Origin of the sequence: Rhizobacter sp. AJA081-3, assembly GCF_017795745.1 — a bacterium.
Taxonomy (GTDB): Bacteria; Pseudomonadota; Gammaproteobacteria; order Burkholderiales; family Burkholderiaceae_C; genus Piscinibacter.
Genome location: NZ_CP059067.1, coordinates 472,817 through 489,174, shown reverse-complemented (window position 1 = coordinate 489,174; position 16,358 = coordinate 472,817). Strand labels below are relative to the sequence as shown.

Genomic DNA, 16,358 nt, shown 5'->3' with positions numbered 1-16,358 from the left:
CACTGGCTTGAGCGGCATCAACCGACGCGTTCGGCCCGGTAATCCTGTTCGCGCAAGGCCTCGAGGATCTGCTCGATGTGGGCGACGCCGCGCGTGCGCACCACCACCTCGATCTGCGCACGCTCCACCGACAGCGAGGTGAAGGCACGCTGGTGCTGCACCTCGTCGATGTTGGCGCCGAGCCGGCCGAGCAGCGTGGCCACGTCGGCCAGCGCGCCGGGCACGTCGCGGATGTCCAGGCGCAGCCGCGCGAGGCGCCCCGACTTCACCATGCCGCGCTCGATGATCTCGGCCAGCACCAGCGGCTCGATGTTGCCGCCGCAGAGCACCAGCCCGACCTTGCGGCCGGCGAAGCGCTCGCGGTGCTTCATCAAGGCGGCCAGGCCCACGCCGCCGGCGCCTTCGACCACCGTCTTCTCGATCTCGAGCAGCATCAGGATGGCTTGCTCGATGTCGTCCTCACTGACCAGCAGCACGTCCTTGACGCGCTCTTCGATGATCGGCAACGTCAGCGCTCCCGGCGACTTGACGGCGATGCCGTCGGCGATGGTCGCCTGGCCGCACTCGCGGTGGCCGTGGTGGACGGCGTTCCATACCGCAGGGAAGCGCTCGGTCTGCACGCCATAGACCTCGATGCCCGGCTTGATCGCGCGCGCCGCCGTGGCCATGCCGGAGATCAGACCGCCGCCGCCGATGGCGACGATCAGCGTGTCGATCTGCGGCTGCGCCGCCAGCATCTCCAGCGCGATCGTGCCCTGGCCCGCCGCGACGGCGAGATCGTCATACGGGTGCACGACCGTCAGCCCGCGCTCCTTCGCCAATGCCAGGCCATGCGCGCGCGCATCGTCGAAGGTGTCGCCCTCGAGCACGACGGTGGCGCCGAAGCGTCGCGTGTTGTCGACCTTCACGGCCGGCGCGAAACGCGGCATCACGATGGTGGCCGGGATGCCCATGCGCTGCGCGTGGTAGGCGACGCCCTGCGCATGGTTGCCGGCCGACACCGCGAGCACGCCGGCGGCGCGCTCGGCCGCGCCGAGCTGCGCCATCTTGTTCAATGCGCCGCGCTCCTTGAAGGACGCGGTGAACTGCAGGTTCTCGAACTTGAGGTAGACCTCGCAGCCCGCCAATTCGGACAGCGTGCGCGAAACCAGGCAGGGCGTGTCGACCACCTCGCCGCGCAGGCGCTGCGCAGCGGCCTGGATGTCCTGCAGGGTCAGGTCACTGGCCATCACGCCACGCGGCAGACCTTCAGCATGTTGGTGCCGCCGGGGTAGCCCATCGGCTCGCCGCAGGTGATGGCGTAGGTGTCGCCGGGGCGCAGTACGCCACGATCGACGAGCAGCTTCTCGGCAGCCGCCAGTGCCTGGTCGCGGTCGGTGAACACCGGCATCAGCAGCGGGCGCACGTTGCGGTACAGCGTCATCTTGCGCTGCGAGACCAGCTGCGTCGTCAGCGCATAGATCGGCACCTTGACGTTGTGGCGGCTCATCCACAGCGCCGTCGAACCCGACTCGGTGAGCGCCAGGATGGCCTTGCAGCCCAGGTGGTGCGCGGTGAACAGCGCGCCCATGGCGATCGACTGGTCGATGCGGCCGAACTTCTTGTTGGTGAAGTCGGTCTCGATCGACACGTCGTCGGCGGCCTCGGCCTCCAGCGCGATGGCGGCCATCTGCGTGATCGTCTCCACCGGGTACTTGCCGGCGGCCGTCTCGGCGCTGAGCATCACGGCGTCGGTGCCGTCGAGCACGGCATTGGCGACGTCGCTCACCTCGGCGCGCGTGGGCACCGGGTTGACGATCATCGATTCCATCATCTGCGTCGCGGTGATGACCACCTTGTCCATCTCGCGCGCCATGCGGATCATGCGTTTCTGCAGCGCCGGCACGGCGGCGTTGCCGACTTCCACCGCCAGGTCGCCGCGTGCGACCATGATGCCGTCGCTCGCCTTGAGGATCTGGTCGAGCACCGGGATCGCCTCGCTGCGCTCGATCTTGGCGATCAGCGCCGGCTTGTGGCGCCACGGTTCGCCGGCCACGTTCGCGAGCTGGCGCGCCATCTCCATGTCGGTGGCGTTCTTCGGGAAGCTCACTGCCAGGTACTCGCACTGGAAGGCCATCGCGGTCTTGATGTCCTCCATGTCCTTGGCCGTCAGCGCCGGTGCGGTGAGGCCGCCGCCGGCCTTGTTGATGCCCTTGTTGTTGGACAGCTCGCCGCCGATCACCACCGAGGTGTGCACCTCCTCGCCACGAACGGCCTCGACGGTCAGGCGCAGCAGGCCGTCGTTGAGCAGCAGCGTGTCGCCGGGCTTCACGTCGCGCGGCAGGTCCTTGTAGTCCAGCCCGACACGCTCGTTGTTGCCCAGTGCCGTCAGCGCCCCGTCGAGGATGAACGACTGGCCGGCCGTCAGCATCGTCGCGCCGCCGTCGAACTTGCCGACACGGATCTTCGGGCCCTGCAGGTCGGCCATGATGGCCACTTCCTTGCCGGAGCGCGCCGCCACCTCGCGCACGAGCATGGCGCGGTCGATGTGGTCCTGCGCCTTGCCGTGCGAGAAGTTCAGGCGCACCACGTCGACCCCCGCGCGCATCATGCGCTCCAGCACCTCGGGGGAGCTGGAGGCGGGGCCGAGGGTGGCGACGATCTTGGTGGCGCGGGGCATGGAGTCTCCGTTGTCTTTGTCTGGGGATTATCGAAGTGCCGCGACGCGCCGTCCCCTGCCTGCCGGCATGACTGTCATGCCTGCGCGCGCTTCGCGAGGATCTCGAAGGCCGGCAGCGTCTTGCCCTCCAGCACTTCGAGGAAGGCACCTCCGCCGGTGGAGATGTAGCCCACCTGCTTTTCGATGCCGTACTTGGCGATGGCCGCCAGCGTGTCGCCACCGCCGGCGATGCTGAAGGCGGAACTGGCGGCGATGGCCCGGGCGATCGCCTCGGTACCGTGCGAGAAGGCCTCGAACTCGAACACGCCCACCGGGCCGTTCCAGACGATGGTGCCGGCGGCCTTGAGCTGGGCCGCGAGCTGCGCCGACGTCTGAGGGCCGATGTCGAGGATCAGGTCGTCGGCCTCGACGTCCTTGGACAACTTGACCGTGGCCTTGGCATCGGCCTTGAATTCCTTGGCGGTGACCACGTCGACCGGGATCGGCACGGCCGCGCCGCGCGCCTTCATCGCCTCGATGACCGCCTTCGCTTCCTCCAGCAGGTCGGCTTCGACGAGGCTCTTGCCGATGGGCAGGCCGCTGGCCAGCATGAAGGTGTTGGCGATGCCGCCGCCGACGATGAGCTGGTCGACGTTGTTCGCCAGGCTCTTCAGGATGGTCAGCTTCGTGCTGACCTTGCTGCCGGCCACGATGGCCACCAGCGGCCGCTTCGGGTGGGCCAGCGCCTTGGTGATGGCGTCGATCTCGGCGGCCAGCAGCGGGCCGGCGCAGGCGATCTTGGCGAACTGCGCGATGCCGTAGGTCGAGGCCTCGGCGCGGTGCGCGGTGCCGAAGGCATCGTGCACGAAGATGTCGCACAGCGCGGCCATCTTCTTCGCCAGTTCTTCGTTGTTCTTCTTCTCGCCCTTGTTGAGGCGGCAGTTCTCCAGCATCACCACCTGGCCGGGCGCGACCTGCACGCCATCGACCCAATGGGACACGAGCTTCACTTCACGGCCGAGCAGTTCGCTCATGCGCGCGGCCACCGGAGCCAGCGAGTCCTCGGGCTTGAACTCGCCCTCGGTGGGGCGGCCCAGGTGCGAGGTGACCATCACCGCGGCGCCGGCCTTCAGCGCCATCTCGATGCAGGGCACGCTGGCGCGGATGCGGGTGTCCTCGGTGATCTTGCCGGCGTCGTCCTGCGGCACGTTCAGGTCGGCACGGATGAAGACACGCTGGCCCGCGACCTTGCCGGCAGCGATGAGATCGGTGAAGCGAAGAACGTTCATGATGAAACTCAAGAGTTGATGATAAGGTAACTTGGTTACGAAGGCGAATCGGAAATCAGCCGTGGGCCCTGCTCACCAGCCCCACAGCAAACGCAAGGGCAGGAAGACCGCCAACCCGGCGAGCAGCGGCCCCAGCACACCGGGGCGCCACAGGTAGAACAGCGAGGCAGCGGCGACGGCGGGTAAGCGGGCGTCCTGCCAGGTGGCGATGAGCTTGCCCTGGGTCATGAGCACCTCGGGCACCACCACCGCGGCCAATGCCGCCAGCGGAGCCACTTTCAGGCCCCGCTGCAGCCATGCCGGAATCTTGACCTCGCGGTCCGGAAAAAGAAAGAAGTTGCGCGCAACGAAAGTGACCACGGCCAGGCCGAGGATGGTCGCGGCGCCGAGCCAGCCATCGGTCATGTGCCGCCCTTCATCCGCTGGCCGGCGCGCTCGGCCTGGTCGATCAACAGCCCGGCGGCCACGGCCGCGGCGATGGCGACGACGATGTTGAGCTTGAGCGGCAGCGCGAAGGTGGCCACGGCGGCCGCCCCGGCGACGGCGGCAGCCGTCCAGGTGCTGCGGTCGTTCAGCAGGCCGTAGGTCAGACCCAGCATGGCCAGGGTTCCGGCGAAGCCCAGTCCCCACTGCGTGGGTATGGCCTCGGACAGGAAGATGCCGAACAGCGAGGGGATCTGCCAGGTGAACCAGATCGTCGCGATGCCGCCGACGATGTAGTGCACCTGCCCGGGTTCGCGTTTCGCGCCGGGCCAGGCGCGCTGGAAGGCGATCAGGTTGAGGTCGGCCAGCAGGTAGCCGATGGCCATCCGCCGCCCGCGCGACAGATGCCCCATGTGCACGCGCCACTGCGCGCTGAAGATGACGAAGCGCAGGTTCACGCAGAAGGCGGCGGCCCACACCACCCACATCGGCGCACCGGCGGCCAGCAAAGGCAGAGAGGCGAGCTGAGCGCTGCCGGCGTAGACGGTGAGCGTCATCAGCACCGCCAGCGGGATCGACAGGCCGCTATTGGCCATGGCCACGCCGGTGACCAGGCCCCAGGCGGCGATGCCCGGCGCGAAGTCGAGCATGTCGCGCGCGCCGCGGCGGAAATGGGGGTCGTTCAGCAACGCGCGCAGCGAGGTCATCCTCGCATTGTCGTCGCTCGATCGGAGGCGGCTTCGGCCGCGCTCAGTTCAGGACTCGCGCGCCTTCGGCTTGTCCTTGGCCTTGGCTTCGCCGCCCTTGGCCGGGCGCTTTTCGACGTGGGCGTCGGCGACCTCTTCGGCTGCCGGCTTGGCGGCCACGCCGGCGATCTGCGGCGGCACTTCCTCGATCTTGTTCTCGCGCATGTAGTCGTTCATGTCGCGCCAACCGGCAAACACCGCGGCCCGATCGGCCTTCTTGTTGAGCGCGTAACAGTCCTCGATGGCCCGGCCAGCATGGCGGCAAGCGCCGCCGACGGCCTTGCCGTCGGCCTCGCGCGTGGCAGCGACCTTCTCGGGCGACTCGATGCCCAGCATGTCGCAACCGGCGAGCAGGGCAAGGGCGAAGATGGCGAGATGGCGTTTCATGGCAGTCCGGCCCGACAGGGGCTCACCGCTGTATCGGCCGCCGGCACGGCGACTTGAGCGCCGCGCCGGCCGCCGCCGGACTTACTGGGCGCCGGGCGCCATCGCCAGCAGGCGCTGCACGCGCTCTTCAGTTGCCGGGTGGGTGGAGAACAGGCCGCGCAGCCCGCCGCCGGACAGCGGGTTCATGATCATCATCTGCGCCGTCTCGGGGTGGCGCTCGGCGGCGGCCATTGGGATGCCGCGCGCGTAGGCATGGATCTTTTCCAGCGCCGAAGCCAGGGCGCGCGGATCGCCGGAGATCTCGGCGCCGCCGCGATCGGCCTCGAACTCGCGCGAGCGGCTGATGGCCATCTGGATCAGGCTGGCGGCCAGCGGCGCCAGCAACATCACCAGCAGGCCGACGATCGGGTTGGCCGGGCGGCCTTCGCTGTCGCGGCCGCCGAAGATCATCGCGAAGTTGGCCAGCATCGAGATCGCGCCAGCCATCGTGGCGCTCACGGTGCTGATGAGGATGTCGCGGTGGCGCACGTGGGCCAGCTCGTGGGCCATCACGCCGCGCAGTTCACGCTCGCTGAGCACGCGCATGATTCCGGTGGTCGCTGCCACGGCGGCGTGCTCGGGGTTGCGGCCGGTGGCGAAGGCGTTCGGGGCGTCCTCGTCGATCACGTAGACGCGCGGCATCGGCAGGCCGGCGCGCTGCGCCAGATCCTGCACCATGCGGTAGAACTGCGGCGCCGACGTCGCGTCGACTTCGCGCGCGTTGTACATCTTCAGCACCATCTTGTCGGAGAACCAGTAGCTGAAGAAGTTCATGGCCACCGCCACCGCGAGGGCCAGCATCATCCCCGTCTGCCCGCCCATCAGCGAGCCGATGGCCATGAACAGGGCGGTGATCGCCGCCATCAGGATGGCGGTCTTCATCAGATTGAACATGTTGCGTGGTCCTCGTGAAACTGGAGTGCCGTAGATGCGGACGGCGCGGCGGAGTTCAATCGGCCGGCGTGTCGAAAGCCATGCCCGGCGCGACGCGGTGGCCCTGCAGGAAGGCGCTGGCCTGCAGCCGCTTGCCTCCCGGCCGCTGCAGTTCGACCAGGCGCAGCGCACCCTCGCCACAGGCCACCTCGATGCCGGCCTCTCCGACCGCGAGCACGTCGCCGGGTCGACCGGCCCCCGCGCAGGGCTCGGCGCGCCAGACCTTCAGCGTCTCGCCGGCGAGCACGCCGGTGGCGCCCGGGAACGGGTCGAAGGCGCGCAAGCGGCGTTCGATGACGGCGGCACCCTGGCGCCAGTCGATGGCCGCCTCGGCCTTGTCGATCTTGTGGGCGTAGGTGAGGCCCTCGGCGGGTTGCTGCTGCGGCTTGAGTCCGCCGCAAGCCGCAAGTTCGAGGGCTTCGACGATCAGGCGCCCGCCGAGTTCGGCCAGCCGATCGTGCAGCGAGGCGGTGGTGTCATCGGGCCGGATCGCCACGCGCTCGGCGAGCAGCATGTCGCCGGTGTCCAGGCCGGTGTCCATCTGCATCACGGTGATGCCGGTCTGTGCATCGCCGGCCTCGATGGCACGATGGATCGGCGCGGCGCCACGCCAGCGCGGCAGCAGCGAGGCGTGGATGTTCAGGCATCCCAGGCGCGGCAGTTCGAGCACCCAGGCCGGAAGAATCAGGCCATAGGCCGCCACGACCATCACGTCGGGGCGCGCCGCGATCAGGGCCGCGCGAGCCGCCGCAGCGTCGTCGGCGTACTTACCGTCGAGCCGCAAGCCGCGCGGCTGTGCAACCTCGAGGCCCTGCGACACCGCGAACGCCTTCACCGGCGACGCGTGAAGCTTCATGCCGCGGCCGGCGGGCCGATCGGGTTGGGTCAGCACCAGCGGAATCTCGAAGCCCGCCGAGCGAAGCCGCTGCAAGGCGACCGCGGCGAACTCCGGCGTGCCGGCGAAGACGACGCGCATGCCGGCTTCAGCCGCGGATCTCGTCGCGCGACTTCTTCAGCATCTTGGTCTTGATGCGGTCGCGCTTGAGCGGGCTGAGGTACTCGACGAACACCTTGCCGAGCAGGTGGTCCATCTCGTGCTGGACACACACCGAGAGCAGGCCCTCGGCGTCGAACTGGTAGATCTCGCCCGAGCGGTTCAGCGCGCGAACGGTGACCCGCGCATGGCGCGACACCTTGTCGTAGATGGTCGGCACCGACAGGCAGCCCTCGTCGCCGAAGACCATCTCGTCGCTGCGCGCCACGATTTCGGGGTTGATCAGCACGCGCGGCTCGTCGCGTCCCTCGGAGGTGTCCATGACGATCACGCGTTCGTGCACGTCGACCTGGGTGGCGGCCAGGCCGACGCCTTCGGCGGCGTACATGGTTTCGAGCATGTCGTCGACGAGGCGGCGGATGCGCGCGTCGACCCGGTCGACGGGACGAGCCACCGTGTGGAGACGGGGATCGGGGTAGCGGAGGATGTTGAGTTCGGCCATTTGTATCCATTCGATTCTGCCGGAACCGCTTGTGGAGTGCACACAACGGGCTGCTCCGTGACAGGCCTCACACCTGCGCCTACCGCGGACCAGTTTCGTTGCGATATCAAGGGTTTACAGGCAGAATCTTCGAAACTGTATGAGCATTTTCGCCGAATGCGGGCCGGGCACGGAGCGTTCGGCTCAGCAACCCTAGAGCGCGACTGTCCACACCCGCGCCGCCGGAGAATCGACCCCATGAAGCGTCGCCAGCCCACTGCCTCCCCTGCCCGCCGGGCCGCTGCGCTCGGGACAGCCATCGGTGCCATGCTGCTTGCCGGCTCGGCCCTGGCGGTCGACTACCCGGTGACCTCGCAGCAACGCAGCACGGCCAAGCAAGTCGCGCAGACGGGCGTGCCGCTGTCTGAACTGTCGCCCAACGCACCCGACTCGTACACGGTGAAGACAGGCGACACGCTGTGGGACATCTCCAAGCTCTACCTGAAGAGCCCGTGGCGCTGGCCGGAACTGTGGGGCATGAACCTCGACCAGATCCGCAACCCGCACCTCATCTACCCGGGCCAGGTGCTGCTGCTGGACAAGAGCGGCGGCCGCGCTCGCCTGCGCGTGGGCCAGCAGATCGGCCCCGATGGCACCGTGAAGCTGTCGCCGCGCATCCGCTCATCGGCACTCGGTGATGGCTCGATCCCGTCAATCCCGTTCCACCTGATCGAGCCCTTCCTGAACGAGGCGCTGATTTTCCAGGGCAACGAACTCGAGACCGCGCCGCGCATCGTGGCGACCCAGGAAGGCCGCGTCCTGCTCGCGCGCGGTGACACCGCGTACGTGCGCGGCGAGATTCCGCAACAGCGCGAGTTCAGGATCTTCCGCGAGGCCAAGCCCTTGCGCGACCCGACCACGAAGGAAATCCTCGGCTACGAGGCCAACTACGTCGGCTCGGCCGAGTACGTGCGCCAGGGCGAGAACCGCACCGGTGCCGACGGCAAGCCCGAGATCGTCCCGGCCACTTTCTCCGTCACCTCGATCAAGCAGGAAGCCGGTGTGGGCGATCGGCTGGCGCCAACGCCCGCGCGCGAGTTCAGCAACTACGCCCCGCACGCGCCGCAGAGCCCGCTGTCGGGCCAGATCGTGTCGATCTACGGTGACGCCCTGACGGCCGGTCAGAACCAGATCGTCTCGTTGAACAAGGGCGCCGCCGACGGCATGGAGCGCGGCCACGTGCTCGCGCTGTGGCGCACCGGCACCCGCGTGATCGACAAGACCGATGCGTCGCGCCCGACCATCAAGCTGCCCGACGAACGCCACGGCATGCTGTTCGTGTTCCGCGTCTTCGACCGCATGTCCTATGCACTGATCCTGTCGGTCAAGGATCCGGTCAAGGCGGGCGACGGGTTCACCCAGCCCTGAGGCCAGCGCGCGCATCGGCGGCGCCTCGCTCACATGCGCGCCGTCGACTGCGACGCGGATGAGATTGCTGCCTGGCTGCGGCTCCTCGAGACCCCCCAGGTCGGACGCGAGTCGGCGCGGCGGCTCCTCACCGCCTTTGGCTCCCCTCAGGCCGTGCTCGCCGCCAGCGAAGCACGGCGCAAGGAAGTCATCGGCGCGGTCGCTGCACGTGCGTTGTCGCAGGCAGGAGACGGCCACGATGCGCTGCTGCGGCTCACGCTCGAATGGCTGGCGAAGACCGATGGTCCGCAGCGGCACCTCGTCGCACTGGGAGATCCTGACTACCCCGCGGCGCTGCTCGAGACGGCCGACCCACCCCTGCTGCTGTACGCGATCGGCCGGGTCGAGTTGCTTCGCGGCGAATCGCTGGCCATCGTCGGCAGCCGCAATCCGACGCCGCAAGGCCGCGAGAATGCGCAGGCGTTCGCTGCGGAGCTGGGGCGAGCGGGGCTGACCATCGTTTCCGGACTGGCCCTGGGCATCGATGGAGCCGCCCACACCGGAGCCCTGGAGAACGCCGCCAGCACCGTCGCGGTGGTCGGAACCGGGCTCGACCGCGCCTATCCGAAGAGCCACCTCGCCCTGGCGAGGCGCATTGCTGACGAAGGCTTGATCGTCAGCGAATACTCACTCGGAACCCCGCCGCTGGCTGAGAACTTCCCGCAGCGCAACCGCATCATCGCGGGCCTGTCGCGGGGCACGCTGGTGGTCGAGGCCGCACTGCAGTCCGGGTCACTGATCACTGCGCGCCTGGCCGTCGAGGCCGGACGCGAAGTGTTCGCCATTCCCGGCTCCATCCACTCGCCGCAATCGAAAGGCTGCCACGCCCTCATCAAGCAGGGTGCCAAGCTGGTCGAAGCAGCCCGCGACATTCTCGAAGAGCTGCGCTGGCCAGGCCTAGACGACGCGGTCGCCAACACGAAGACCACCACGCCCTCGGCCGAGCACCCCATCGTCGAGGCGATGGGATATGACCCGATCAGCCTGGACGAACTGGTCAATCGCACCGGCTGGAGCGCAGCGGAGCTCAACGTTCGCCTGCTCGAACTCGAGCTCGACGGCGTGGTGGCGAGGCTGCCGGGCCAGTGCTTCCAGCGCATCGGCCAGGGCTGAAGCCTGCGGACGATTCTTCACGCTCCCTCGTGCAGGGCGCTGGGGTATAGTGGATTCATGTTCGACGTGCTCGTCTACCTGTACGAAAACTACTGGCGGCCCGATGCGTGTCCCGACCACGATCAGCTGACACGCAAGCTGTCGTCGGTGGGCTTCGAGTCGGACGAGATCCAGGAGGCGCTGAGCTGGCTCGACGGGCTCGCTTCGGCGTCCGAGTCCTACGTCGGCGACCAGGGCCCCAGTGCCTTGCGCGTCTATTCGCCGCAGGAGCAGGATCACCTCGGCGAGGAGTCGATCGGCTTCATCAGCTTCCTCGAATCCGCCGGCGTGCTGCCGCCGCCGATGCGCGAGATGGTCATCGACCGTGCCAGCGCGATCAACGGCGGGCCGATCGACCTGGAAGACCTGAAGATCATCGTGCTGATGGTGTTCTGGAGCCTGGGCGAAGAGCCCGACGCGCTGATCCTCGACGAACTGTTCGTGGCCGCCGAAGACCGGCTGATCCACTGACGCCGGCGGCCGAACCGCTCAGTTCAGCAGGCGCGCGGGATCGACGTCGAGCTTGGCCAGCGCACTGCGCGTGGCCTTCACCGTCAGCGATTCGTCCTGGGCCGGCACCAGCAGGCCCGCTTGCAGGAACGCCGCCAGCCGATGCTGCTGGAACAGGATGCCGCGGCCCTGCGGTGACACGAACAGCGTGAGCTGCTTGCGAAGCCCCTGCCAGGCGAGTTGCACCGCTTCGTTGCGATTGCGGTAGTCCAGCATGTACCAGCTGCCCACCTGGAGCTCACGGGCCCAGGCGACCATGGCCGGCGTCGGCATCGAGCCGCCCTCGCCCACCACCTCGAGCTCGGAGCTCTCGTGGCCGGAGAGATCGAGCACCATCGATTCGTCGATCTCGACGTCGGCCGCCTCGGGCAGCAGTTCCTCGAGCGTCTCGAGGCGGCCCATCAGTTCCTCGAGCCGCTCGTGCGGGATGACCGCGGCCTTGGCCGTGAACGCCGCCGCCAGCGAGTTGTTCAGCCGCTGGATGTGCTCGTCCTGCTTGTCGACCGGCACGCCGGCGTTCTCCATGCCCTCGCGCAGCGTCTTCAGAAGCGGCGGCAGGCGCCGGATCACCTCCGCCCGCTCCTCGCGCGACACCTTGGCGCTGGCCGACCAGATGAGGTCGGCGGCCACGCGCTTCATGGCCTTGGTCTGATCGCTCTGGATACCGGCCTTCACCGCGGTCATCGCCATCACGTCGGCCCAGACCTGGAACAGGAACTCGCGAACGCCCTCCTGCACCGGCATCTCGTTGAGCATCTTGCGCAACTCGATGGTGTACTGGATCGCCAGCGTCTCGCGCTGCTCGACCTGCTGTGCCAGCGAGACGCCCTTGCGCGACGCCTCGTTCTGGTTCTTGAAGTAGTGCTCGAGAAACTTCTCGAATTCGGTCAGCACGGTCTGGAAAACGCGGCGCCCGGTGTCCGGGTAGGCCTCGACGACCTGCACGACACGCTTGATCTCCTTTTCGAGGAGGTCCGCCACGGCCCGTCCAGTGGCGTCGAAGCCCATCACGCAGGCCCCCATGCGGTCAATCAGCTTGCGCGCCGGATGGTCGACGGTGGCGAAGAAGTCGGGCTCGCTGACCGCCACACGCAGCACCGGCATCTGCAGCCGTGCGAACCACACGCGCACCGACGCCGGGATGCGCTCTTCGGTCAAGATGCTCTGGAACAGCAAGGCCACGATCTCGATGGTGGCCCGCTCCACCGGCGTCGCTGCCGCCTGCTTCAGCGCCTGCTTGCGCTGGTGCAGCTCTTCCAGCATCGCCGGCGTGCTGACCGCACCAACGTCGGTGCGCGCGCCACCGGCCGGAGCCAGCCGACGCGCGATGCCTTGCTGCGCGTCGGAGATCGCCGCACGCAGCGCCGGCGAGGCCACGGCCGCGGTGGCACCGGCCTGCTGCGTGGCCACGAACTCCGGCAGCTGCCGGCCGATGAGCTTGTTCAGGCGGCCGAGCACCGCCTCGGCATGGTCGATGCCGCGTGCCAGCGCGCCGGCACGCGTCATCAGGCGGGTTTCCTCGCCGACACCCATGCGACCGTGGCCTGAGGTGTGCACCCCCGACAGGCTGTGCACGCCAGAGGCGACCGAACCCACCCATGCCGAGTTGGCCGAGCGCTTGATGAACGGCCGCAGATCGACATCGGGCATCACCCGGCGCTGGATCAGCCAGGCGTTGATCTCGTGATAGCCCTCCTCGACGAACTGCGCGAACTCGTCGTGGAGCACCGTCTGCAGAAGCCGCCAGGTGTCCAGGCCCAGGCCCGCCGCGCGCCACGAGGCCGTGGCGATGCGCGCCAGCACATGCGGCCGCAGCGCGTCGTTGGGGTCCAGTTCTTCGCGCTTTTCGAGCTGGCCGATGCGCGAACGCAGATCGCTGAACTCCCAAGAGGCGCGGTCCATCATGGCCAGCGCCAGGCGCGAGCTGAGAATCTCGTGCTCGATCGTGTCGTCGTCGACCAGGCTCAGGTTGTTGCCGCGGTTGGAGGGGTGGGGCAGATCGCCGGGGCGGGAGGCCGACACCATGCCGCTGCTGATCGCGCTGCGCAGCATGGAAATCATTCCCTGCTGCCAGAACGGCGCCGCCTTCTGCAGATCGAGCACCATGTCGCGGCGCTTCATGGCCACGGCGGGCTCGGCGTTCTGGCTGGCCAGCGCCTTGGCTCCCCGCTCGACCGATTGCACCAGCCCGGGAAGGCCGCGCAGCGCACCCTCGACGTAGGCGCGCCGGGCCTGCTGGGCCAACGCGTTCTGGGTCGCGGGCGTCATCGCCATTGGGTGGTGGGGTGGGCGGGCGTCGTGGACTGTCTACGGCACTCTACACCACGGCCCCGGCATTCGGATCGTCGGGGTCGGTTTCCTTCGGCCCCTGTCGCACCAGATCCTCACGCTTGACACCCAGCCACATCGCGATGGCGGCGGCGACGAACACCGACGAATAGATGCCGAACAGGATGCCGATCATCAGCGCCAGCGCAAAGTAATGCAGCGTCGCGCCGCCGAAGATGTACATCGACACCACCATCATCAGTGTGCTGCCATGGGTGATGATGGTGCGGCTGATGGTGCTTGTGATGGCGTGGTCGATCACCTCGCGCGAGTTCAGCTTGCGGTACTTGCGGAAGGCTTCGCGCACCCGGTCGAAGATCACCACCGACTCGTTGACCGAATAGCCCAGCACCGCCAGCACCGCGGCCAGCACCGCCAGCGAGAACTCCCACTGGAAGAAGGCGAAGAAGCCGACGATGATGACCACGTCGTGCAGGTTGGCCACGATGCCCGCCACCGAGAACTTCCACTCGAAGCGGATCGCGAGGTAGAGCATGATGCCCACCACGGTGGCGATCAGCGCGTAGGCGCCGTCGCGCGCCAGCTCCGAGCCCACCGACGGCCCGACGAACTCGCTGCGCTGCAACCGCACCGGTTCGGCGCCGTCCTTGCCGCACACCACCTTGCTGATGGCCTCGCCCTTGTCACTGGTGGTCTGCACGTTGCTCGTGCTCGCACCTTCGGACTTGCACAGAGCGTCGAACACCCGCGACACCACCTCGGCCTGCTTGACGTCGCCGCGCACCGGCAGGCGGATCAGCACGTCGCGCGAAGTGCCGAAGTTCTGCACCTGAACCTCGCCGAAGTTCAGCGTGTCGACGGTGGCGCGCACCTTCTCGAGCTGCGCCGCCTGCGGGTACTCGACCTCGATCACCGTGCCGCCGGTGAACTCGATCGACAGGTGCAGCCCGCGCGTGGCGATGAAGAACACCGCGGCGAGGAAGGTCACGGCCGAGATCACGTTCAGCACCAGCGCATGGCGCATGAACGGGATGTCGCGGCGAATGCGGAAGAATTCCATGGTCTGTCCTCCTCAGGCCTTCGTCGCGGGTTCGCTGCCGGGCTCGGCTGCAGGCTTCCACACCTGGCCGATCGACACGCCCTTGAGCTTCTTCTGGCGGCCGTACCAGAGGTTGACGAGGCCGCGCGAGAACATCACGGCCGAGAACATCGACGTGAGGATGCCCAGGCAGTGCACGATCGCGAAGCCGCGCACCGGGCCGGAGCCGAAGGCGAGCAGTGCCACGCCGGCGATCAGCGTGGTGACGTTCGAGTCGAGAATGGTCGCCCAGGCCCGCTCGTAGCCGGTGTTGATGGCCACCTGCGGCGAGGCGCCGTTGCGCAACTCTTCGCGCACCCGCTCGTTGATCAGCACGTTGGCGTCGATCGCCATGCCCAGCGCCAGCGCGATGGCCGCGATGCCCGGCAGCGTCAGCGTGGCCTGCAGCATCGACAGCACCGCGATCAGCAGCAGCACGTTGAAGGCCAGCGCCAGCGTCGAGAAGACGCCGAACAGCAGGTAGTACAGGCACATGAACACGCCGATGGCAGCGAATCCGTACAGCACGCTGTTGAAGCCCTTGGCGATGTTCTCGGCGCCCAGGCTCGGGCCGATGGTGCGTTCCTCGATGATCTCCATCGGCGCAGCCAGCGAGCCCGAACGCAGCAGCAGCGCCGTGTCGTTGGCTTCCATCGTGGTCATGCGCCCGGAGATCTGCACGCGGCCGCCGCCGATCTCGCTGCGGATCACCGGTGCGGTGACGACCTCGCCCTTGCCCTTCTCGAACAGCAGGATGGCCATGCGCTTGCCCACGCTCTCGCGCGTGACGTCGCGGAAGATCCGCGCGCCCTTGGCGTCCAGCGTCAGGTTGACGGTCGGCTCCTGCGTCTGGCTGTCGAAGCCGGCCTGCGCGTCAACCAGGTTCTCGCCGGTGAGAATGACCTGCCGCTTGAGGATCAGGCCCGAGCCGCCGCGCTCGACATAGCGCTCGGTGCCGAAAGGCACCGGGCCGCTGCCCACCGCGGCCGCGGCGGCCTCGGCGCTGTCTTCGACCATGCGCACTTCCAGCGTGGCGGTGCGGCCGATGATGTCCTTGGCCTTGGCGGTGTCCTGCACGCCGGGCAGCTGCACGACCACGCGGTCCAGGCCCTGTTGCTGGATCACCGGCTCGGCCACGCCGAGCTCGTTGACACGGTTGTGCAGCGTGGTGATGTTCTGCTTGACCGCCGTTTCCTGCACCGCACGCGCGGCCTCCGGCTTGAGCACGCCGGACAGCTTGAAGTCGCTGCCGTCGGGCGCCTCGGTCCAGGCCAGGTCGGGCAGCTGGTCGGCCAGCAGGTTGCGGGCGGCCGTCAGCGTATCGCGGTCACGGAAGCGGATGTCGACGTTGTTGCCGTCGCGCGTGATGCCGGCATGGCGCAGGTTCTTGTCACGAAGCAGCGTTCGGATGTCGCCGGTCAGCGCCTCGGCCTTCTTGGTCAGCGCCGCCTTCATGTCGACCTGCATCAGGAAGTGCACGCCGCCTCGCAGGTCCAGGCCCAGGTACATCGGCAACGCGTGCATCGAACTGAGCCACCGCGGCGAGCGCGAGAGCAGGTTCAGCGCGACGATGTAGCTCGGGTCGTTGGCATCGGGGTTGAGCGCCTTGACGATGGCGTCCTTGCCCTTGATCTGGTTGTCGGTGGTGTCGAAGCGCGCCTTCACCGAGTTGCCGTCGAACTGAACGAAGTCTGCCTTGACCCCGGCGGCGCTGAGCGCCTGCTCGACACGCGGCACGAAGGCGGCATCGATCTTCAGGGTCGCCTTCGCGCTGCTGACCTGCACGGCCGGCGCCTCGCCGAAGAAGTTCGGCAGCGTGTAGATCAGTCCGACGATCAGCGCGACCACGAGGATCGCGTACTTCCACAACGGGTAGCGGTTCATGACGACTTCCTTGACGGCCCGGACCAGCTGCTCGTGGCAGGCGGGCCG

Annotated in this window: 15 protein-coding genes; 3 read left to right on the top strand and 12 right to left on the bottom strand. The window is 68.1% G+C overall.

The window, feature by feature from the left end; genetic code table 11:
- Positions 1-17 precede the first annotated feature (17 nt).
- The 9 genes from HZ992_RS02430 to def all read right to left on the bottom strand — a co-directional run bounded on the left by HZ992_RS02430 (position 18) and on the right by def (position 7,951).
- A complete protein-coding gene (locus HZ992_RS02430) occupies positions 18-1,229 on the bottom strand; it encodes a threonine ammonia-lyase (RefSeq protein WP_209385096.1) in 1,212 nt (403 codons plus the stop codon).
- Complete coding sequence (pyk, locus tag HZ992_RS02425) at positions 1,229-2,659, bottom strand: pyruvate kinase (protein ID WP_209385095.1); 1,431 nt, start codon at positions 2,657-2,659, stop codon at positions 1,229-1,231. Before pyk ends, HZ992_RS02430 begins: the two co-directional genes overlap by 1 nt.
- Before the next feature lie 74 nt (positions 2,660-2,733).
- Positions 2,734-3,927: a phosphoglycerate kinase gene (locus HZ992_RS02420; protein WP_209385094.1), complete on the bottom strand. Its 1,194-nt coding sequence runs from the start codon at positions 3,925-3,927 to the stop codon at positions 2,734-2,736.
- Positions 3,928-3,999: 72 nt separating this feature from the next.
- A complete protein-coding gene (locus HZ992_RS02415; protein WP_209385093.1) occupies positions 4,000-4,332 on the bottom strand; it encodes an AzlD domain-containing protein in 333 nt (110 codons plus the stop codon).
- On the bottom strand, positions 4,329-5,057 hold the full coding sequence (locus tag HZ992_RS02410; protein WP_209385092.1) for an AzlC family ABC transporter permease: 729 nt from the start codon (positions 5,055-5,057) through the stop codon (positions 4,329-4,331). The genes HZ992_RS02415 and HZ992_RS02410 overlap by 4 nt, the downstream gene beginning before the upstream one ends.
- 48 nt (positions 5,058-5,105) lie before the next feature.
- Positions 5,106-5,483: a hypothetical protein gene (locus HZ992_RS02405; protein WP_209385091.1), complete on the bottom strand. Its 378-nt coding sequence runs from the start codon at positions 5,481-5,483 to the stop codon at positions 5,106-5,108.
- A gap of 81 nt (positions 5,484-5,564) precedes the next feature.
- The gene (gene htpX / locus HZ992_RS02400; RefSeq protein ID WP_209385090.1) at positions 5,565-6,416 is read right to left on the bottom strand and encodes a zinc metalloprotease HtpX; all 852 of its coding nucleotides are present in this window, start codon (positions 6,414-6,416) and stop codon (positions 5,565-5,567) included.
- 55 nt (positions 6,417-6,471) lie between these two features.
- Complete coding sequence (gene fmt, locus HZ992_RS02395; protein WP_209385089.1) at positions 6,472-7,431, bottom strand: methionyl-tRNA formyltransferase; 960 nt, start codon at positions 7,429-7,431, stop codon at positions 6,472-6,474.
- Between the two features lie 7 nt (positions 7,432-7,438).
- Positions 7,439-7,951 carry a peptide deformylase gene (gene def, locus HZ992_RS02390; protein WP_209385088.1) on the bottom strand — a complete coding sequence of 171 codons (513 nt, stop codon included), beginning with the start codon at positions 7,949-7,951 and terminating at the stop codon, positions 7,439-7,441.
- A 237-nt stretch (positions 7,952-8,188) separates the two neighbouring features.
- On the opposite strand from def, the gene HZ992_RS02385 reads away from it, so the two are divergent.
- Genes HZ992_RS02385 through HZ992_RS02375 form a run of 3 tightly spaced genes read left to right on the top strand, consistent with a single transcriptional unit; the run spans position 8,189 to position 11,020 of the window.
- Positions 8,189-9,358, top strand: coding sequence for a LysM peptidoglycan-binding domain-containing protein (locus HZ992_RS02385; RefSeq protein ID WP_209385087.1), 1,170 nt, complete (start codon positions 8,189-8,191; stop codon positions 9,356-9,358).
- Between the two features lie 33 nt (positions 9,359-9,391).
- Entirely contained in the window at positions 9,392-10,510 is a 1,119-nt protein-coding gene (gene dprA, locus HZ992_RS02380; RefSeq protein WP_209385086.1) for a DNA-processing protein DprA, read from the top strand.
- A gap of 57 nt (positions 10,511-10,567) precedes the next feature.
- A complete protein-coding gene (locus HZ992_RS02375; RefSeq protein ID WP_209385085.1) occupies positions 10,568-11,020 on the top strand; it encodes a Smg family protein in 453 nt (150 codons plus the stop codon).
- 18 nt (positions 11,021-11,038) lie between these two features.
- Here HZ992_RS02375 and HZ992_RS02370 read toward each other — a convergent pair whose 3' ends face one another.
- The 3 genes from HZ992_RS02370 to secD are packed head-to-tail and all read right to left on the bottom strand — an operon-like array spanning position 11,039 to position 16,310.
- Entirely contained in the window at positions 11,039-13,327 is a 2,289-nt protein-coding gene (locus tag HZ992_RS02370) for a DUF1631 family protein (protein ID WP_209385084.1), read from the bottom strand.
- 49 nt (positions 13,328-13,376) lie between these two features.
- A complete protein-coding gene (gene secF, locus HZ992_RS02365; RefSeq protein WP_209385083.1) occupies positions 13,377-14,408 on the bottom strand; it encodes a protein translocase subunit SecF in 1,032 nt (343 codons plus the stop codon).
- A 12-nt stretch (positions 14,409-14,420) separates the two neighbouring features.
- Positions 14,421-16,310: a protein translocase subunit SecD gene (gene secD, locus HZ992_RS02360; protein ID WP_209385082.1), complete on the bottom strand. Its 1,890-nt coding sequence runs from the start codon at positions 16,308-16,310 to the stop codon at positions 14,421-14,423.
- Positions 16,311-16,358 lie beyond the last annotated feature (48 nt).